Source organism: Streptomyces sp. NPDC025651 (assembly GCF_055558735.1).
The window spans coordinates 18,475-38,273 of record NZ_JBVHLZ010000007.1 but is presented as its reverse complement, the minus strand read 5'-3'; the positions used below and the strand labels follow the sequence as shown (position 1 = coordinate 38,273).

Annotated in this window: 10 protein-coding genes; 5 read left to right on the top strand and 5 right to left on the bottom strand. The window is 72.0% G+C overall.

The features are described from left to right. The first annotated feature begins 81 nt into the window (after positions 1 to 81). The 4 genes from rpe to ACZ4D5_RS24215 all read left to right on the top strand — a co-directional run bounded on the left by rpe (position 82) and on the right by ACZ4D5_RS24215 (position 2,770). A complete protein-coding gene (gene rpe, locus ACZ4D5_RS24230; protein ID WP_467774499.1) occupies positions 82 to 768 on the top strand; it encodes a ribulose-phosphate 3-epimerase in 687 nt (228 codons plus the stop codon). Between the two features lie 78 nt (positions 769 to 846). Further along, positions 847 to 1,899: a sugar-binding transcriptional regulator gene (locus ACZ4D5_RS24225; protein ID WP_362328016.1), complete on the top strand. Its 1,053-nt coding sequence runs from the start codon at positions 847 to 849 to the stop codon at positions 1,897 to 1,899. 98 nt (positions 1,900 to 1,997) lie between these two features. Continuing rightward, positions 1,998 to 2,399, top strand: a complete 402-nt coding sequence (locus ACZ4D5_RS24220) for a guanyl-specific ribonuclease (RefSeq protein WP_467774498.1) — start codon at positions 1,998 to 2,000, stop codon at positions 2,397 to 2,399. Then, positions 2,399 to 2,770: a barstar family protein gene (locus ACZ4D5_RS24215; protein WP_467774497.1), complete on the top strand. Its 372-nt coding sequence runs from the start codon at positions 2,399 to 2,401 to the stop codon at positions 2,768 to 2,770. Before ACZ4D5_RS24220 ends, ACZ4D5_RS24215 begins: the two co-directional genes overlap by 1 nt. 68 nt (positions 2,771 to 2,838) lie before the next feature. Here the strand turns inward: ACZ4D5_RS24215 and ACZ4D5_RS24210 are convergent, their stop codons facing one another. The 5 genes from ACZ4D5_RS24210 to ACZ4D5_RS24190 form a co-directional block, all read right to left on the bottom strand. Beyond that, the gene (locus tag ACZ4D5_RS24210; RefSeq protein ID WP_467774496.1) at positions 2,839 to 3,585 is read right to left on the bottom strand and encodes a thioesterase II family protein; all 747 of its coding nucleotides are present in this window, start codon (positions 3,583 to 3,585) and stop codon (positions 2,839 to 2,841) included. A 51-nt stretch (positions 3,586 to 3,636) separates the two neighbouring features. After that, positions 3,637 to 4,890 carry a glycosyltransferase gene (locus tag ACZ4D5_RS24205; RefSeq protein ID WP_467774495.1) on the bottom strand — a complete coding sequence of 418 codons (1,254 nt, stop codon included), beginning with the start codon at positions 4,888 to 4,890 and terminating at the stop codon, positions 3,637 to 3,639. A 107-nt stretch (positions 4,891 to 4,997) separates the two neighbouring features. Next, the gene (locus ACZ4D5_RS24200; RefSeq protein ID WP_467774494.1) at positions 4,998 to 5,735 is read right to left on the bottom strand and encodes an NAD-dependent epimerase/dehydratase family protein; all 738 of its coding nucleotides are present in this window, start codon (positions 5,733 to 5,735) and stop codon (positions 4,998 to 5,000) included. Beyond that, complete coding sequence (locus ACZ4D5_RS24195) at positions 5,735 to 6,763, bottom strand: Gfo/Idh/MocA family protein (protein WP_467774493.1); 1,029 nt, start codon at positions 6,761 to 6,763, stop codon at positions 5,735 to 5,737. Before ACZ4D5_RS24195 ends, ACZ4D5_RS24200 begins: the two co-directional genes overlap by 1 nt. A gap of 2 nt (positions 6,764 to 6,765) precedes the next feature. Next, positions 6,766 to 8,265 carry an NDP-hexose 2,3-dehydratase family protein gene (locus tag ACZ4D5_RS24190; protein WP_467774492.1) on the bottom strand — a complete coding sequence of 500 codons (1,500 nt, stop codon included), beginning with the start codon at positions 8,263 to 8,265 and terminating at the stop codon, positions 6,766 to 6,768. A gap of 524 nt (positions 8,266 to 8,789) precedes the next feature. Here ACZ4D5_RS24190 and ACZ4D5_RS24185 point away from each other — a divergent pair. After that, positions 8,790 to 19,766 (top strand): type I polyketide synthase, encoded by a 10,977-nt coding sequence (locus ACZ4D5_RS24185; protein WP_467774491.1) that lies wholly within the window; start codon positions 8,790 to 8,792, stop codon positions 19,764 to 19,766. Positions 19,767 to 19,799: the final 33 nt, after the last annotated feature.

Sequence of the window (19,799 nt, the reverse complement as noted above, 5' to 3'; positions counted from 1 at the left end):
GGGCGTCCTGTCACGGGAGCCGCTGCGCCCATGGCTTGGACTGCGGTCAGCAACCGGCGCCGGGCATGGCAGGCTTGGGGCATGGCCGTGCAGATCAACCCCAGCATCCTGTCCGCGGACTTCGCCCGCCTTGCCGAGGAGGCAAAGGCCGTCGAAGGCGCGGATTGGCTCCATGTCGATGTCATGGACAACCACTTCGTCCCGAACCTCACGCTCGGTGTGCCGGTCGTAGAGTCGCTGGCCCGTGCGACGGACACGCCTCTCGACTGCCACCTGATGATCGAGGACCCCGATCGCTGGGCCCCGCAGTACGTCGAAGCGGGTGCGGGATCCGTCACCTTCCACGCGGAGGCCGCCGCGGCGCCCGTGCGCCTCGCGCGCGAGATCCGTGCCAAGGGTGCCCGCGCCTCCATGGCCCTGAAGCCGGCGACGCCCATCGAGCCGTACGAGGACCTGCTCCCCGAGCTCGACATGCTGCTGATCATGACGGTCGAGCCGGGCTTCGGCGGCCAGGCGTTCCTGGACATCATGCTGCCCAAGATCCGCCGCACCCGTGAGCTGATCGCCAAGCACGGCCTGGAGATGTGGCTGCAGGTCGACGGCGGTGTCTCGGCCGAGACCATCGAGCGCTGCGCCGAGGCGGGCGCCGACGTCTTCGTCGCGGGCTCCGCGGTCTACGGCGCCGGGGATCCCGCCGAGGCGGTACGTTCATTGCGCACCCAAGCCCAGGCAAAGACCGCGTCAAGCGCGTGGGCATGCGACCACTGAGCCACGGGAACGTGAACGCAGTCCTTCAGGGCTGATCAACTAGGCCGGATCTGCAAGGATGAACGGCGAACCCAGTTTGTGAACAGCAGTGAGGAGAGCGCCGTGTCGGCCATGTCGGCGGGTCGGTCAGCCATGCGGATGGGACCCGCGGAGCTGGTGCAGGCGGCGGCCATGGCCCGCCGCTTCTACCTCGAGGGCAAGTCGAAGATCCAGATCGCCGAGGAGTTCGGCGTCAGCCGCTTCAAGGTGGCCCGGGTCCTCGAGACCGCGCTCGAGCGGGATCTCGTACGCATCGAGATCAGGGTCCCCGCGGAGCTGGACGCCGAGCGCTCGGACGCGCTGCGCGCCCGCTACGGCCTGCGGCACGCGGTCGTCGTGGAGTCGCCCGCGCCCAGCGACGAGATCGACGAGTCGCCCGACCCCGAGAACCTCGGCGAGGTCGCGGCGGACCTGCTCGGCGAGCTCGTCACCGAGGGCGACGTCCTGGGCCTCGCCTGGGGCCGCTCCACGATCCACATGGCGGCCGCGCTCGACCAGCTGCCGCCGTGCACGGTCGTCCAGCTGACGGGCGTGTACGACGCCGGGACCGCCGAGCGCGGCTCCGTCGAGGCCGTCCGCCGCGCCGCCCAGGTCTCCGGCGGCGAGGCCCACCCCATCTACGCGCCGATGCTGCTGCCCGACCCGGCCACGGCCGCGGCGCTGCGCAACCAGACCGGCATCGCCCGCGCCTTCGAGTACTTCGACAAGGTCACGGTCGCCTGCGTCTCCATCGGCTCCTGGGAGCCGGGCATCTCCACCGTCCACGACATGCTCAGCGACGAGGAGCGGGCGCACTACGCCTCGCTGGGAGTGGCCGCGGAGATGTCCGCCCATCTGTTCGACGCCGAGGGGCGTCGGGTGGGGCGGGACCTCGGTGAGCGGTGCATCACCGTCGAAGCGGATCGGCTGCGGCGGATTCCCGAGGTCGTCGCCATCGCGGGCGGGCAGCGGAAGGCTGCCGCCATCGACGCGGTGCTTCGGTCCGGTCTTGTCACCAGCCTCGTGACCGATACGGCTGCGGCTGATCAGTTGTTGGTGGCCGGGCCCCCTCCTCGGCCGGCTCTGAATCGGGCGGATCCGGACGGAAACTGAGTACTTCGCGGGGCGCGGACGGCGTCTGCGGGTCCGTTGTGGCTGGTCGCGCAGTTCCCGCGCCGCCTTAAGGGGCGCGTTGTGGCAGCATCTGTCCCATGTTGTTGCGGTTCGTGCCCCGTGTGCTGGGGGCGTTGCTGGTCTGTCTCGCGTTCCTGGTGGCCGGGTGTGCAACGGACGCAGGCAAGGCTTCGTCGGCTTCCGCCCCCGCCTGGGCCCGCGGCATGGCGACCGTTCAGGTCTCGCGGTTGCCTGCCGAGGCTCGGGCGACGTTGCGGCGTATCGATGACGGTGGGCCCTTCCCGTACGCGAAGGACGGCAGCGTCTTCGGCAACTTCGAGCGGGAGCTGCCGCGGCGCACACGCGGCTACTACCACGAGTACACCGTCCGCACGCCGGGCGAGCGCGACCGCGGGGCCCGGCGCATCGTCACCGGGAACGGCGGCGAGACGTACTACACCGATGACCACTACGCGTCCTTCAAGGCGGTGCTCAGGTAATGGCCGGCGGTACTGACACGACGCCCGATCCGCTCGCTCCCGTGCTGGAGGCGGCGCGCGGCGCGGGATGGACCACCGTGACGCTCTCCCTGGCCGGGGTGGCCGACAAGGCCGCCTTCATGGAGCGCTGTGCCGAGGGTCTCGGCCTGCCCGGCTGGTTCGGGCGGAACTGGGACGCCCTCGCCGACTGCCTCACCGACCTGTCGTGGGCCCCTGCCGCGCGCGGGCGGCTGCTCGTCGTCTCCGGCTGGCAGGAGTACGCGGCACAGGCGCCCGGGGAGTGGGCCGTCGCGCAGGAGGTCTTCGCCGCCGCGGTGGAGCACTGGCGGGACGCGGGAACCCCGCTGGAGATCGTCCTCGCCATCGGCTGAGCCCCCGCCGTGGGCACGGCGGGGGCTCGGTCGGGTCCATCCGGTCGGGGCTTCGCCGCCCCGGCCGGTCAGGCGGTCAGGCGCGTACGGATCTTCTCCAGCACGGACGCCGCGTGCGTGTCCAGGTAGAAGTGCCCGCCGCGGTACGAGTGCAGCTCGAAGGACCCGGTGGAGAACTCGCGCCAGCCCTGGGCCTCTTCGACGGTGACCATGGGGTCCGCGTCGCCGGTCAGGACCACCAGCGGGCAGTTCAGGGGCTCGCCCGGGGTGAGCCGGTACGTCTCCACCGCGCGGTAGTCGTTGCGGATCGCGGGGAGCAGCATCTCCACCACGTCCGGGTCGTCCAGGAGGCCGCCCGCGGTGCCGCCCAGCTCCTTCACCTTCTCGAGCAGACCCGCGTCGCTGCGCCGGTGCACCCCCTCGTCCCGCGAGAGCGAGGGCGCCGCGCGTCCCGAGGCGAAGAGCGAGACCAGCTCGATGTCCTTCTGCCGCAGCCTGCGGGCGACCTCGAAGGCCACCAGCGAGCCCATGCTGTGGCCGAAGAACGCCAGCGGCCTGTCGGCCCACTCCAGCAGCTCCTCCGCCAGGACGTCGGCGAGCGCGGTCACGCTGTCGATGCACGGCTCCTTGCGGCGTTCCTGTCGGCCCGGGTACTGGACGGCCAGCACGTCGGCCACCGGCGACAGCTGCCGCGAGACCGGGAAGAAGTAGCTGGCCGCGCCGCCCGCGTGCGGGAAGCACACCAGGCGGACGCCCGCGTCGGAGGGGTGGAAGCGGCGTATGGAAGGGGTGGTGAGATCCGTCGTGTCTGTCATGGCTGTGGTTGCTCCTCGGTACCGGGTCTGCGGGGCGCTCCGACGCCCTTGTCACGCACGGGCGTTCGCCGACTTGGGGCCGGGCCAGCGCTTCACCCAGTCCTCCAGGATGTCGACGGCCGTCTCGGTTCCGTTCTCGGCGCGCACGGCCTCGCCGACGCTCGCCGCGCGCCGGGCCATGCCCTCGTCGTTGAGGGCCTTGCCGAGTGCCTCGTCGAGGAGTTCGGCGGTGAACTTCGAGAACGGGATGGGCTGCGGGGACACCCCGAGCCGGTGCACCTGCGCCGCCCAGAAGGGGCTGTCGGCGAACGTCGGCACGACGACCTGGGGCGTGCCCGAACGCAGCGCCTCGCCCGTGGTGTTGCAGCCGCCGTGGTGGATGATCGCCGACGACCGGGGGAACAGCCAGGGGTAGTGCACGTCCTCGACGCGGAACACGTCGTCCGGCACCTCTTCGGGGCCGCCGCCCACCAGCACGAGGCGCTTTCCGTACGACCGGACGACGCCGAGCACCTTGCGCAGCGTCTTGTCCGGCTGGTGCACCGGCCAGATGCTGCCGAACGACAGCGTGACCGGGGCGTCGCCGGACTCCATGAAGTCGACCAGCGCGTCCGACGGGCTCCACTCGCGGTCCCAGAACCAGTAGCCGGTGAACCGCGAGAGGGCGGGCCAGTCGGCGGGTTCGGTGAACATCTCGCGGGTGACCGGGCACAACAGCGGTACGTCGCGGCCCAGTTCGCCGTAGGGCGCGCCGAACGGCAGCGCCGGCATGTTCGCGTCCTTGCGGTAGCCGCGGATGGAGACCCAGTCCAGGAGCCCCGCCACGCGGTGCGTCAGACGGTTGTAGAGCGGGCCCATCTTGCTCTGGGGTGCCATCATGGCCGGCCACTGGCTGGTGGGGTTCAGCGGCCACCAGGTCAGCGAGGCCCAGGGGGCCTTGCCGTTGTCCTCGAACAGGATGCGGCTCAGTACGCTGTTGACCACGAGGTCGGCCCCCTCGCACACCTCCGCTATGCGGGAGGCGAGCAAGCGGATGTGCTCCTTGGTCTGCCGGGGGACCTTGCGTGCCGCGCGGAAGAGCGAGGCGCCCTGCTGGAGTGCCTCGGCGAGCGCCGGGTGCGCGAGGAAGTCCCGGGGGCTGCCCGGGAGTTCGGCGAAGTCGAGGCCGGACTCGCGCACCAGCTTCTCGAAGTCACCGTGGGTGGCGAGGATCACCGAGTGTCCGCGGGCCGTCAGGGTCCTGCCCAGCGCGATGAACGGCTGGACGTCACCCCGTGATCCGGTGACAACGAGCGAGACGTGCATGAATCCTCCGTACGGAAGGGACGGTTGAGGGGAGTCGCCCGAGCGCCGTGCTGCGGCCATGGCTGTGAGTGGTGGTGCGGTCTGCTTCGGCTGTTGCTCAGTAGTGCTCAGTAGTAGGGGACGTAGCGGTCGAGCATGCGGTCCAGATAGTCGGGGTCGGTCACCGACCGCAGCGCGGGCAGCAGGGCGCAGAGCTTGTCGACCGACACCCGGGTCAGGCTGACGGGCACGTCGACGATCTCGTGCCGGGCGAAGAGCCCCAGACGCTTCTCGATGCCCTGGACGACAGTCTCCACGGGCAGCGGCGTTCCCGACGCCACGTTGATCACTTCGTTGTCGACGCCCTGTTCGAGGAGACCGTCGACGGCCCGGACCAGGTCGGCCACGTCCACCAGGTCGCGGTGCGCGCCCTTGTGCAGCTGCACGCTGCCGTCGCGGACCTGCTGGACGAGGGCGGGCAGCAGCTGGTGCGGGCGCTGCCAGCGGCCCGTCGCGTGGCTCACCCGCAGCACGAGCCACGGCGCGCCGGACTCGGTGACGATGTTCTCCAGGCGCAGCCGCTGGATGCCGTACGGCGAGGTCGGCCGCAGCTCGGAGTCCTCGGGCATCGGCGCCTCCCCGGTGCCGTACAGCGCGTGGGACGCGCTGGAGAGGAACACCATGAGGCGGCCTTCGGCGCGGCACGTGCGGCTGACCTCCTCCACCAGGGCCGCCTCGCGGTCGAACTCCGCGTCCGAGCTCGTCCAGGTGCTGGAGACCCCGGCGGCCAGGACCGTGGCGCTCGGGTGGCGGTCCTCGACGGCCGCCAGGTTGCGGGCGATGAACCCCTTGCCGATGATCTCCATCAGGGGCCCTCCGCGGCGGTGACGCGGACCGCCGACTTGTGGATGCCGTCGAGCAGTTCGGCCGTGCGTACGGTGGTGGAGGCCCAGGACGCGTGGCCGGAGTCGACACCGGTGGCCGCGGTCTCGCGCACCGCGGCGGCGAACGCGGCGACCGAGCCCGCGAACTGGTGCTCGGCGGGGAGCACGAGTTCCTCGGTGCGGTTCTGCTCCTCGATGCGCACGACGGGCGCCATCGTCGCCGGTGGGGTGAAGGCGCGGTCCACGGTCAGGCGCGCCTGGCTGCCCCAGAGGGTGTAGCGCGAGCCGTAGGTGTGCACGAAGCCGAAGTTGACGGTCGCGATCTGTCCCGCGGCGGCCGCGAGCACCGCGCTGCCCGCGACGTCGACGCCCGAGGCGGGGTCGTCGTGCAGGACGGCGCCGGCGACGGTGAGGTCGTCGCCGAGGAAGTACTGCGCGAGCCGCACGGGGTAGATGCCGGTGTCCAAGAGCGCGCCGCCGCCGAGTTCGGGGCGGTAGCGGACGTCGTGCGCGGGCAGCGGCGGGAAGCAGAACGCCGCGTCGACGTGCCGGAGTTCGCCGAGCCGGCCCTGCGCGACCAACTCGGCCACGCGCCGGTGGAGCCCGTGGTGGACGAAGGCGAGGTTCTCGCGCAGGACGAGGCCGCGTTCCCCCGCGACCCGGGCCAGCTCCCCGGTGTCCGCCGCGGTGGTGGTCAGCGGCTTCTCGGACAGCACGTGCTTGCCCGCTTCGAGTGCGGCGTTCACCCAGGTGACGTGCAGGGAGTTGGGGACCGACACATAGACCGCGTCGATGTCGTCCCGTTCGAGGAGGCGCGCGTAGCCGTGCTCGGCCTCGCAGTCGAAGTCGGCGGCGAACCGCTCCGCCTTCTCCCGGTCCCGGCTGGCGATGGCGGCGACGACGGTGTCCGGCACGTCGCGCAGCGCGGGCAGCGTGCGCCGCGCGGCGATCGAGGACGCGCCGAGCACACCGACCCTCAGCGGCGGACCCGGCGGAGTGGAGGTGCTCACGTTCATTCCCCTCTGGTCTGGCACAACAGGCTGTGCAGGCAGGCAAGGAGACTCCTTGCCTGGATGTTCAGGTAGTTGCTGTGCTGGACGAGCCCGGCCAGCTGATGAGCCGTCAACCAGCGGAAGTCGTGCGGCTCCTGGAGCTCGCGCTCCGGGGGAACCTCCACGATGAGGTAGCGGCTGCGGGTGTCGAAGAACCGGCCGCCCTCTTCGGAGAGCACGGTGTCGAACCGGATGGCCTCGGCGGGGGCGCTCAACACCTCGTCCAGGAACGGGGGAGCGGCCTCGGCCGGCAGCGCGGCGTAGTTCTCCGGGGTGCACTGCACGGTGGGCGCGAGCTCGACGGCGTCCATGAAGCCGGGCTCGTGCTTGGCCCGGACGAGAGCGTGCAGTACGCCGTCGATCCGCTGGACCAGGAAGGCCGTGACGCCCTGGCCGTGCGCCGCGATCATCGGCTGGGTCCAGCCGCCGATCTCGCGGCTGCCGGTCTCCACGTCCACGGCCATCACATCGAAGAACAGGCCGGATTCGTGTGAGATCCGCTCCTCGGAGCGGTGCCAGCCGCGGACGGAGTCGAGGCCGACCAGGGTGGCCTCGCCCTCGAAGTCCGCCCGGGCGCCGGTGAACCAGTTGCGCAGCGAGCCAGGGGAGTGCAGCGCGCCGTGCCGGGGATCAAGCGATCTTGTGAGCGATGAACCGACGGTGTCGGCTCCGACCGGATACAGTGATCGTGGATCACCGTCCGGGGGCCTGAAGTTGGGTAACGCGGGATCCGTCAACGGGAGGCAGGACATGACCGTGCGCGCGTCCATGTTCACCAGATCATCCACCGCCAGCAGGGCGTGCAGCTGTCCTACCGACAGCCAGTAGAAGCCGTCGAGCAGCTCCACGTCCTCCGTGGTTTCGACGACCATGTTTCGGTTGCGTTTCCGGTGGAACCAGGAGCCCTGCTCGGACTGGAGCACATCGGCGAGCACGCGATGCCGGGAGGCATTCCGAAAGATGTCGATATAAGGCACCGGGCGGCCGCCGTGCACCCTGGTGTAGTTACTCCGTGTTGCCTGCACGGTGGGGGAGAGCTGTACCCCGTTGTGGTTTCCCGGCTCCATCTTCGCCTGCATCAGGCAGTGCGGTATGCCGTCGAATTCCTTGACCAGGATGCCCAGTACGCCGACTTCGGGCTGGCTGATGACCGGTTGTTCCCAAGAAGACACTGATCCCGGTGCGTTACGAACACGCAGGCCCTGCACCGAAAAGAACCGGCCACTGTCGTGAACGAGGTTTCCGTTCGACTCCTCGAATCGCCAGCCCTTCAGTTCCGTAAACGGGATGTGACGAACCTTCGACTGTTCCGTGTCGCGGTACGCGGTGAACCACGCGTGAAAATCCCGCAGACTTGTGATGGCGTGATCCACATCTCGCATGGAATCAGAGATTCCGGCGGCCGGACCGGCCCCCGGCCTGGTCAACACGTTGGCGCTGCCCGTCGGGGCGTGCGTCATCAGTCGCTCCTTGTTCCCTGGCGAGGGTCTGTGGTCGGAGTGTGTGGGGGGAGGTTCCGCATTTGGGACGGCCGCCTCCGGTGCGCGGTGATACACCGTCAACTCCCGACATTCCCGGGGGAGCATGCGCCTAGTCCTGCGTTTTCTGACCCCGGCTAGTCCTACGTCTCCCCGCGACGCCTGTCAACTCGTTTCATGCGACTTCGGCATGTCCATCCCGCGTACTGCCCAAGGTGCTTCCAGGGCGGTTCATTGCCGGTGCCATCTGCGATTCTTTGACGAAGTTCTGATGGTGAAGCCCGGAGCGGGACCCTTGTGACTCCCGTCACATTGTCACCTCCGTTAGGGGTGTGGCAGAGTTGATGTACGCATTTGAACTGCTGTTTTTTCGCGGTGAATTGAGAAACTCGCGATAATCCACCCGACACTCCTACCGGTCGAGAATTTGGTTGTTGGCGGCTGTCGGTACAAAGATATTGCGGGACGACTTCGGCGAATCTGAAGATCTAAGCGGGGGTTCAATTTTGTCCAGGGCTGCTCGGTCGGCGCAGCACGGTGGCGGCGGCGACCAGATCGCGGTGGTGGGGATCTCCTGCCGCCTGCCGCAGGCCGGTTCGGTGGCGCAGTTACGACGACTCCTGCGCGACGGAGTCGACGCCATCAGCGCCTTACCGCAAGGACGCTGGCCGCAACGCCCCTCGGACGACGCGGAGTTGACCTCCGAGCGTGGCGGCTTCCTGGACCGCGTCGACCAGTTCGACGCCGACTTCTTCGGCATCTCGCCGCGCGAGGCCGCGGCCATGGACCCCCAGCAGCGGCTCGCGCTCGAACTCGGCTGGGAGCTGCTGGAGAACGGCGGCGTCACCCCCGAGCGCCTCACGGACCAGCGCGCCGGCGTCTTCGTCGGCGCCATGAGCGACGACTACGCCACCCTCACCCGGCAGCGCAGCTCCGCGGCCGTCTCCCACCACACGCTCGCCGGTCTGCAGCGCAGCATGATCGCCAACCGGCTCTCCTACCTCCTCGGCGTGAACGGCCCCAGCCTGACCGTCGATTCGGGCCAGTCCTCCTCCCTCGTCGCCGTCCACATGGCGTGCCAGAGCCTCAAGGCCGGGGAGTGCGAGATCGCCCTCGCCGGCGGCGTGAACCTGAACCTCACCTTCGACGGCACCCTGACCGTCTCCCGCTTCGGCGGGCTCTCGCCCGACGGCCGCTGCTACACCTTCGACGCCCGTGCCAACGGCTACGTACGCGGCGAGGGCGGCGGCTTTGTCCTCCTCAAGCCCCTGGACCGGGCGCTGCGGGACGGTGACCACATCCACGGCGTGCTGCGCGGCAGCGCCGTCAACAACGACGGCGGCGGCGACAGCCTCACCACCCCCAACCGTCAGGCCCAGGAGGAGGTGCTCCGTCGCGCGTACGCCGCGGCGGACGTCCGCCCCGACGACATCCAGTACGTCGAACTCCACGGCACGGGCACCGCCGTGGGCGACCCCATCGAGGCGGCGGCGCTCGCCTCCGTCCTCGGCTCCACCCGCCCTGCGGACGCACCGCTGCGGGTCGGCTCGGTCAAGACGAACGTGGGCCACCTGGAAGGTGCCGCGGGCATCGTGGGCCTGATCAAGGTCCTGCTGTCCGTCGAAGCGGGCGAGCTGCCCGCGAGCCTCAACTTCGAGACGCCCAACCCCGCCATTCCGCTGGACGACTGGCGTCTGCGGGTCAACACGGAGCTCTCCTCCTGGCCGCGCCCGGACGTGCCGCTGCTGGCCGGTGTGTCGTCGTTCGGCGTGGGCGGGACGAACGCGCACGTGGTCGTGGAGCAGGCTCCGGTGACGGAGCCCGTCGGGGCCGGGGCTCCGGCCGAGCCCGGTTCCGCTCAGGACCGCGTCGTGCCATGGGTGTTGTCGGGGCGGTCGGCCGCGGGTCTGCGTGGGCAGGCGGAGCGGCTGCGGGAGTTCGTGGCTTCCTCCGAGGCCTCGGTCGCCGACCTGGGGTGGTCGTTGGCGTCTTCGCGTGCGGGTCTTGAGCACCGTGCTGTGGTGCTGGGGGCGGACCGTGACGAGTTGTTGGCCGCGTTGGAGGCGGTGGCGGCGGGGGAGCCCGCCGAGGGTGTGGTGTCCGGGGTGCGGGCCGACGAGGGTGACGGCGTGGTGTTCGTCTTCCCGGGTCAGGGTTCGCAGTGGGCCGGTATGGCGACCGAACTCCTCGATTCCTCAACGGTGTTCGCGCAGCGGTTCGGCGAGTGCGCGGCCGCCCTCGCGCCGCACGTCGACTGGGCGCCCGTGGACGTCCTGCGCGAGGAGCCGACCGCGCCGTCGCTGGACCGTGTGGATGTCGTCCAGCCGATGCTGTGGGCCGTCATGGTCTCCCTCGCCGAGGTGTGGCGCGCGCACGGCGTGCGGCCCTCGGCTGTCGTGGGGCACTCCCAGGGGGAGATCGCGGCTGCTGTGGTGGCGGGTGTGCTGTCGATCGAGGACGGGGCGCGGATCGTCGCGCTGCGCAGTCAGTTGATCGGGCGTGAGTTGGCCGGTCAGGGTGGCATGGTGTCGGTGCCGTTGGCCGAGGCTGCGGCGGTGGAGTTGATCGGGCCGTGGAGCGACCGTGTGAGTGTCGCCACGGTCAATGGGCCGCAGTCCACGGTGGTTGCCGGTGAGACGGCGGCTCTGGATGAGCTGATGGCCGTGTGTGAGCGTGAGGGTGTCAACGCCCGTCGTATTCCGGTGGATTACGGCTCGCACACACCGCAGGTCGAGCAGTTGCGTGGGGCTTTGTTGGAGCTTGCCGCTCCTGTGGTGCCGCGTGCGGGTGATGTGCCGATGTATTCGACGGTGACCGGTGAGCTGCTGGCGGATGGTGTGGCGGATGCGGAGTACTGGTTCCGTAATCTGCGGCAGCCGGTGCGGTTCCACGACACGGTGCGGGAGTTGATCGCTTCGGGTCACACCACCTTTGTCGAGGTCAGCCCGCATCCCGTGCTGACGTCTCCGGTCGAGGAGACCGGCGAGGCCGTCGGTACGGACGTCTTCGCGGGCGGCACCCTGCGTCGCGAGCAGGGCGGCACCCGGCGCTTCCTCACCTCGCTGGCCGCGCTCTGGGCGCACGGCGGTACTCCCGACTGGTCCCAGGTGTTCGCCGGTACGGACGCGCGACGGGTCGAGCTGCCCACGTACGCCTTCCAGCGTCGGCAGTTCTGGCTCGACGGCGAGGCCGCGACCCCTCAGGCCGTGGCCGACGCGCCCGCGTCCGCCGAGGCGGCAGGGACCGTCGGTACGCACAGCGGCACAGCCGAGGGGACGCAGGACGTCGCGCACGCCGTGCGGGCCCAGGCGGCCGCGGTGCTGGGATACGGGACGCCGGAGGAGATCGACGCACGGCGCTCGTTCAAGGACCTCGGCTTCGACTCGATCATGCTGGGCGACCTGCGCGGCAGGCTGAACACCGTGCTCGGCGAGCGGCTCACCATGGCCACCCTCTTCTCGCACCCGACCCCGGCCAGGCTGGCGGGGCACCTGGAGTCCGTGCGCGGCAGCGCCGGAGAGCGCTCCACCGCGGCCGTCGCGGTGCGCGGGCCCGGCCGTGACGGCGCGGCGGATTCCGACGACGACCTCATCGCCATCGTGGGCATGAGCTGCCGCTTCCCCGGCGGCGTCGCCTCGCCCGAGGACCTGTGGCGGCTCGTCACCTCCGAGCAGGACGCCATCTCGGAGTTCCCCGACGACCGCGGCTGGGACCTGGAGCGGCTGCTGAGCCCCGACGGCCAGGGCCGCGTCTCCGTCGGCGTCGGCGGATTCGTCGACCGCGTCACGGACTTCGACCCTCGCTTCTTCGGGATATCCCCGCGCGAGGCGCTCGCCATGGACCCGCAGCAGCGGCTGCTCCTGGAGACCTCCTGGGAACTCCTCGAGCGCGCCGGGATCGACCCGGACGCGCTGCGCGGCACCAGGACGGGCGTGTTCGTCGGCACGATGGACCAGGAGTACGGCCCCCGGCTGCACGAGGCGCCGGAGACGCTCGACGGCCTGATGCTCACCGGCAAGGGCACCAGTGTGGCCTCCGGCCGCATCGCCTACGTCCTCGGTCTGACCGGCCCCGCGCTCACCGTGGACACCGCCTGCTCCTCCTCGCTGGTGGCCCTGCACCTGGCCGTGCAGTCCCTGCGCCGCGGCGAGTGCTCGCTGGCCCTCGCCGGCGGTGCCACGGTCCTGTCCACGCCCGGCATCTTCACCGAACTCACCAGCCAGCAGGGCCTGGCGCTCGACGGCCACTGCAAGGCCTTCGCCGCGGCCGCCGACGGCACCGGCTTCTCCGAGGGCGCGGGCATGCTCCTGGTCGAGCGGCTCTCGGACGCGCGCCGCAACGGCCACCGGGTGCTCGCGGTCGTCCGCGGCTCCGCGATGAACCAGGACGGCGCCTCCAACGGCCTGACCGCCCCCAACGGCCTCTCCCAGCAGCAGGTCATCCGGGACGCCTGGTCGAGCGCCGGTCTCGCGTCCGCAGACGTCGACATGCTGGAGGCGCACGGCACGGGCACCGCGCTCGGCGACCCCATCGAAGCCGAGGCGCTGCTCGCCACGTACGGCCAGGACCGGCCCGAGGAGCGGCCGTTGCTGCTCGGCTCGCTCAAGTCCAACATCGGCCACACCCAGGCCGCCGCGGGCGTCGCGGGCGTCATCAAGTCGGTCCTCGCCATCCGGCACGGCCTCGTGCCGCGCACCCTGCACGTCGACGGCCCGACGCCCGAGGTGGACTGGTCCACCGGCGCGGTCCGCCTCGCCACCGAGAGCACGCCGTGGCCCGAGGCGAGCCCGGTCCGCAGGGCCGGTGTCTCCTCGTTCGGCATCAGCGGCACCAATGCCCACGTGATCATCGAGCAGGCGCCCGAAAGCGCCGGAGCCCCCGTCGAGGCGGAGCCCGCACCCACGGCGCGGATGCGCGAGGGCGGCGCGCTGCCCTGGGTGATCTCGGGACGCACCGCGGCGGGACTGCGCGCACAGGCGGCACGGCTGCGGGAGTTCGCGGCCGACACCGACGCGACCGACGAGGAGCTCGGCCGTGCCCTGGCCACGACCAGGTCGGCACTCGAGCACCGCGCCGTCGTGGTGGCCGACGACCGGGAGACGTTCCTTGCCGGGCTCGACGCCCTGGAGGCGGGGGACTCCGCCGCGCACGTGCTGACGGGCCGCGCGCCCGACGAGGCGGGCGACCTGGTGTTCGTCTTCCCCGGACAGGGCCACCAGTGGGCGGGCATGACCGCCGAACTGATGGAGACCTCACCGGTGTTCGCCGACTCCATGCGGCGCTGCGCCGAGGCGCTCTCCGCCGAACTCGACTGGGACCTGCTCGACGTCCTGCGCGACGACGAGGGCCTGGACAAGGTGGACGTCCTGCAGCCCGTGCTGTGGGCCGTCATGATCTCGCTCGCCGAGGTCTGGCGCTCCGTCGGCGTCGTGCCGACGGCCGTCGTCGGCCATTCCCAGGGCGAGCTCGCCGCCGCCTGCTTCTCCGGTGCGCTCTCGCTCGCCGACGGCGCCCGTCTCGTGGTGCTCCGCAGCAGGCTCGCGGCGGCCGAACTGGACTGCAGCGGCGCCCTGTTGACGCTCAGCGCGCCGGTCGACCAGGTCGAGGAGCTGCTCGCGGGACGCGAGGGCATCTGGATCGCGGCCGCCAACAGCCCCGGCTCCACGGTGGTCGGCGGCCTCCCCGAGGCCCTCGCCGCGGTGCGCGAGGAGGCCGAGCGGGCCGAGCTGCGCCCGCGGGTCGTCCCCGCCGCCTTCGCCTCGCACACCCCCGTGGTCGAGGCCATCAAGGAGCCGCTGCTCGCGGGCGCCGCCGAGGTGAGCCCGCGCACCGGCACCATCCCGATGTACTCGACCGTCACCTCCGAACTCATCGACGGCGCGACGCTCGACGCGCAGTACTGGTACAACAACCTGCGCCAGAGGGTCCGCTTCCAGGACACCGTCGAGACCATGCTGGACGCGGGCAAGCGGATCTTCCTCGAAGTCAGCGCGCACCCCGTGCTCACCGCCCCGCTGCAGGCCGTCGGGCACGCCGCCGAGCGCGACATCCTCTGCGCCGGCACGCTCCGCCGCGACCAGGGCGGCATCGGCCAGGTCCTCACCTCCCTCGGACAGCTGTGGATACGGGGCGTGCGGCCCGACTGGACCGCGCTCTTCGCCCCGGCCGCCGACGGCGCCGAGCCGGTCGACCTGCCCACCTACGCCTTCCAGCGCGACCGCTACTGGCTCGCGCCCTCGGCCGCCGGCGCCCCGGTGCGGGTCGAGCTGCCCTCCGCGCCGGTCTCCGAACCGGTCGACGGCTTCCGGCAGAAGGTGCTCGACGCGCCCACCGACGCCCAGCGGCTGCGCGTCGTCCTGGACGAGGTGTGCGGCCAGGCCGCGGCCGTCCTCGGCTGGGCATCGGCCCAGGAGGTCGAGGTCACCCGGGCGTTCCGCGAGGCCGGCTTCGACTCGCTGACCGCCGTGGACCTCCGCAACCGCCTCGGCATCGCGACCGGACAGACCCTCGCGCCCACGGCCGTCTTCGACTACCCGACGCCGCTGCGGCTCGCCGAGCACCTGCGCGACCGGATCCTCGGCGGGCAGGGCACGGACGGCGCGGCCGACGAGGCGGCGGACGTCGCCGCCAGGATCGCCCGCACGGCGACCGGCGACGACCCCATCGCCATCGTGGCCACCAGCTGCCGCTTCCCGGGCGACGTACGGTCCCCGGAGGACCTGTGGCGGATGCTCCTCGACGGGCAGGACGCCATCTCCGGGCTCCCCGACAACCGCGGCTGGGACCTCGACGCGCTGTACGACCCGGACGCGTCGCGGCCCGGCACCAGCTATGTCGACCAGGGCGGATTCCTGCACGACGCCGGGCAGTTCGACGCCGGGTTCTTCGGGATCTCGCCGCGTGAGGCCGTCGCGATGGACCCGCAGCAGCGGCTGCTCCTGGAGACCTCATGGGAGGCCATGGAGCGCGCGGGCCTCGACCCGGCGACGCTGCGCGGCAGCAGGACCGGCGTGTTCGTCGGCGCCGTCCCGCACGGCTACGGCACCGGCGCCACCAACACCGAGGAGTCCGGCGGCTATCTGTTCACCGGGGCCGCGGGCAGCGTGGCCTCCGGTCGCATCGCGTACAGCTTCGGTCTGACGGGTCCCGCGGTGACGGTGGACACGGCGTGCTCGTCGTCGCTGGTGGCGCTGCACCTCGCGGTGCAGGCGCTGCGGCAGGGCGAGTGCACGATGGCCTTCGCCGCCGGTGTCACCGTCATGTCGACGCCGGGCGTCTTCACCGAGTTCAGCCAGAACCGCGGGCTCGCCCCCGACGGCCGCTGCAAGCCCTTCGCCGCGGCGGCGGACGGCACCTCCTGGGGCGAGGGCGTCGGCGTCCTCCTCCTGGAGCCGCTGTCCCGGGCCCGGCAGAACGGCCACCAGGTCCTCGCCGTGATCCGCGGCACCGCCGTCAACCAGGACGGCGCGTCCAACGGCCTGACCGCGCCCAACGGCCCCTCCCAGCAGCGCGTCATCCGCTCGGCGCTCGCCGACGCGGGGCTCACGTCCTCGGACGTCGACGTGGTCGACGCGCACGGCACGGGCACCACGCTGGGCGACCCCATCGAGGCGCAGGCCCTGCTCGCCACCTACGGCCAGGACCGCCCCGAGGACAAGCCGCTGCTGCTCGGCTCGCTGAAGTCCAACATCGGCCACACCTCCGCGGTCGCGGGCGTGGCGAGCGTCATCAAGATGGTCGAGGCGATGCGCCACGGCGCGGTGCCGAAGACGCTGCACCTGGACGAGCCGACGCCGCACGTGGACTGGACCGCGGGCGCCGTGGAGCTGGTGTCCGAGGAGCGCCCGTGGCCCGAGACGGGGCGCGCGCGCCGCGCGGGTGTGTCGTCGTTCGGCGTGAGCGGGACGAACGCGCACGTCATCGTCGAGCAGGCCCCCGTGGAGGAGGCCCCCGAGGCCGTGTCCGAGTCCGGTCCGGCCGGTCTCGTCGCCGGCGGCGGTGTGGTGCCGTGGGTGCTGTCGGGGCGGTCGGCCGCGGGTCTGCGTGGGCAGGCGGAGCGGCTGCGGGAGTTCGTGACGTCGTCCGGCTCCGAGGCGCCCGTCAACGACCTGGCCTGGTCGCTGGCGACCACGCGCGCCGGTCTTGAGCACCGTGCCGTGGTGCTCGGCGCGGACCACGAGGAACTGCTCACCGCCCTCAAGGCCCTGGAAGAAGGCGAACCGGCGGCCGGTGTGGTCACGGGCGTGGCGTCGGAAGGCGCTTCGGACGTGGTGTTCGTCTTCCCGGGGCAGGGTTCGCAGTGGGCCGGTATGGCGACCGAACTCCTCGACTCCTCCCCGGTGTTCGCGGAGCGGTTCGGCGAGTGCGCGGCCGCCCTGGCGCCGCACATCGACTGGGTCCCGGTCGACGTCCTGCGTGAGGAGCCGACCGCGCCGTCGCTGGACCGTGTGGACGTGATCCAGCCGATGCTGTGGGCCGTGATGGTCTCGCTCGCCGCGGTGTGGCGTGCGTCGGGCGTCAGGCCCGCCGCGGTGATCGGCCACTCGCAGGGCGAGTTGGCGGCTGCTGTGGTGGCCGGTGTGCTGTCGATCGAGGACGGTGCGCGGATCGTCGCGCTGCGCAGTCAGCTGATCGGGCGTGAGCTGGCGGGGCAGGGTGGCATGGTGTCCGTGCCGGTCGGCGAGGACGCCGCGGAGGAGCTGATCGAGCCCTGGGCGGGCCGCATCAGCGTCGCCACGATCAACGGGCCGCAGTCCACGGTCGTCGCCGGTGAGGCCGCGGCTCTGGACGAGCTGATGGCCGCCTGTGAGCGCGACGGGATACGGGCCCGCCGCATTCCGGTGGACTACGCATCGCACACCGCGCAGGTCGAGCAGTTGCGTGAGGCCCTGCTGGAGCTCGCGGCTCCCGTGACGCCGCGTCCGGCCCAGGTGCCGATGTACTCGACGGTGACCGCCGAACTCCTCGAGGACGGCACGGCCGATGCCGAGTACTGGTACCGCAACCTGCGCGAGCCCGTCCGCTTCCTCGACACCGTGCGCGCGCTGATGGCCACGGGCCACACCACCTTCGTCGAGGCGAGCCCGCACCCCGTCCTCACGTACGCGATCGCGGACGCGGGCGAGGCCGCGGGGACCGAGGTCACCGCGGTCGGCACCCTGCGCCGCGACGAGGGCGGCCCCCAGCGGCTCCTCGCCTCGCTGGCCGAGCTGTGGGTGCGGGGCGTCGTCCCCGACTGGCAGGCCGTGTTCGGCGGCAGCGGCGCCCGGCGCGTCGACCTGCCCACGTACGCCTTCCAGACCAAGCACTACTGGTTCGACACGGCACCGGCGCGCGCCGCCGCGGGCGCGGACCCGCACGCCGACTTCTGGGAGGTCGTCGAACGCGAGGACCTGGAGGAACTCGCCAGGACCCTGCGGCTCGACGCGGGGCGGTCCGAGCTGACGGCCGTGCTGCCCGCGCTCAACTCATGGCACAAGCGGCATGCCGAGGCGGCCACCCTGGAGTCGTGGCGGTACCGGGCGCACTGGAAGTCGCTGCCCGGCGGCGCCAAGGCCGCCCTCTCCGGCACCTGGCTGGTGGCGGTCACCCCCGACCAGCTCGACGGCACGCTGTACGAGACGGTCGTCGGCGCCCTGCGCGCACAGGGCGCCCAGGTCGAACCGCTGGTCGCCGCGGCGTCCGGTGACGGCGCGGGTCCGTGGGCCGAAGGGCTCGCCGCGCACCCCGGCGCGGCCGGTGTCCTGTCGCTGCTCGCCCAGGACGAGACGCCCCTCGCGGACGCCGCCGTCCTGCCGAACGGGTATGCCCTGAACCTGGCGCTGCTGCAGGAGTTGGAGGCCTCCGACGCGGACACCGCGCTGTGGTGCGTCACCCAGGGCGCCGTGTCCACCGGCGAGCGCGACCCGCTCACCAGCCCGGCCCAGGCACTGGTCTGGGGCCTCGGCAGGGTCGCCGCGCAGGAGCTGCCCGCCCGCTGGGGCGGCCTGGTGGACCTGCCGCAAGAGCCCGACGAGCGCGCCCTCGCGCGGCTCGGCGCGGTGCTCGCGGGCGACGCGGACGACGACCAGGTCGCCGTCCGCGCCACCGGCACCTACGGACGCCGCCTCGTCCGCGCCACCCTCGGCGACACCTCGCCCGAGGACTGGACCCCGGGCAAGGGCACCGTCCTGATCACCGGCGGCACCGGCGCGCTCGGCGGCCAGGTCGCCCGCCGCCTCGCCGCGCGGGGCGCCGAACACCTGCTGCTCGTCAGCAGGCAGGGCCCGGCGGCCCCGGGCGCCGCGGAGCTGGCGGCCGAACTGGTCGCGGCGGGAGCCCGCGTGACCACGGCCGCCTGCGACGTCGCGGACCCGGAGGCGCTGCGCCGCCTGCTGGCCGAGGTGCCCGCCGACAGCCCGCTGACGACGGTCGTGCACACCGCGGCCGTCCTGGACGACGGGGCGCTGACCACCCTGACGCCCGAGCAGCTCGACCGGGTCCTGCGGGTCAAGGCAGGAGCCGCGTGGCAGCTGCACGAGCTGACGCGGGACCTGGACCTGACGGCCTTCGTGCTGTTCTCCTCCCTCGCCGGCACCGTCGGCATGGCGGGCCAGGGCAACTACGCCCCCGGCAACGCCTACTTGGACGCGCTCGCCCAGTACCGCCGCGCACAAGGCCTCGCGGCCACCTCCGTGGCCTGGGGCTCCTGGGCCAAGGGCGGCATGGCGGGACTCGACGCGGTCGGGGAGACCAGCGCACGGCACGGCGTACCGCTGCTGCCGCCGGAGCGCGCCACCGTCGCCCTGGAGGCGGCCCTGGCGCACGGCGACACCAGCCTCGTCATCGCCGACATCGACTGGGAGAGGTTCGCGCACGCCTACACCGCGACGCGGCCCAGCCGACTGCTCGACGAACTGCCGGAAGCCCGCGCCGTGCTGACGGCCGACGAGCCCGCGGAGGGCGCCGTCACCACCGGTCTGCCCGAACGCCTCGCCGGGCTCGCACCGGCCGAGCGCGACCGGCAGCTGCGCGAGGTCGTCCGGGCCCAGGTCGCCGCCGTCCTCGGCCACGACTCGGTGGAGACGGTGGAGCTCCGGCGCCGGTTCCTCGAACTCGGCCTGGACTCGGTCACCGCCGTGGAACTGCGCAACCGCCTCAACACCGCGACCGGCCTGCGACTGCCCACCACCGTGATCTTCGACTATCCGACCGTGACGGAGCTCGTGCGCTACCTCGGCACGGAACTGTTCGGCGACGAGGGCGAGGCCGCCGACGCGGCGGCGCCCGGCGCCGCCGAACTCGACCGGATCGAGGCGCTGTTGACCGATCTGCCCGAAGCCGACCCCGCAAGAACAGAGATGGCCGGACGGCTGCGGCAGCTGCTGCGCGCCGCCACCGGCTCGGCCCCCGACGGCGAGGAAGCCGTCGACGTCGAGGACCTCGAATCCGCAAGCAACGACGAGATCTTCGACTACATCGGCAAAGAGTTCGGGATCTCCTGAACCCCCTGCCGACGTCGCGGCTCTGACCAGCGC

Bases quoted from the DNA above. Each gene is read 5' to 3' on its own strand.
- ACZ4D5_RS24190 (WP_467774492.1), bottom strand. From the start codon at position 8,265: ATGACGCACGCCCCGACGGGCAGCGCCAACGTGTTGACCAGGCCGGGG.
- ACZ4D5_RS24210 (WP_467774496.1), bottom strand. From the start codon at position 3,585: ATGACAGACACGACGGATCTCACCACCCCTTCCATACGCCGCTTCCAC.
- ACZ4D5_RS24220 (WP_467774498.1), top strand. From the start codon at position 1,998: ATGTTGTTGCGGTTCGTGCCCCGTGTGCTGGGGGCGTTGCTGGTCTGT.
- ACZ4D5_RS24215 (WP_467774497.1), top strand. From the start codon at position 2,399: ATGGCCGGCGGTACTGACACGACGCCCGATCCGCTCGCTCCCGTGCTG.
- ACZ4D5_RS24200 (WP_467774494.1), bottom strand. From the start codon at position 5,735: ATGGAGATCATCGGCAAGGGGTTCATCGCCCGCAACCTGGCGGCCGTC.
- ACZ4D5_RS24205 (WP_467774495.1), bottom strand. From the start codon at position 4,890: ATGCACGTCTCGCTCGTTGTCACCGGATCACGGGGTGACGTCCAGCCG.
- rpe (WP_467774499.1), top strand. From the start codon at position 82: ATGGCCGTGCAGATCAACCCCAGCATCCTGTCCGCGGACTTCGCCCGC.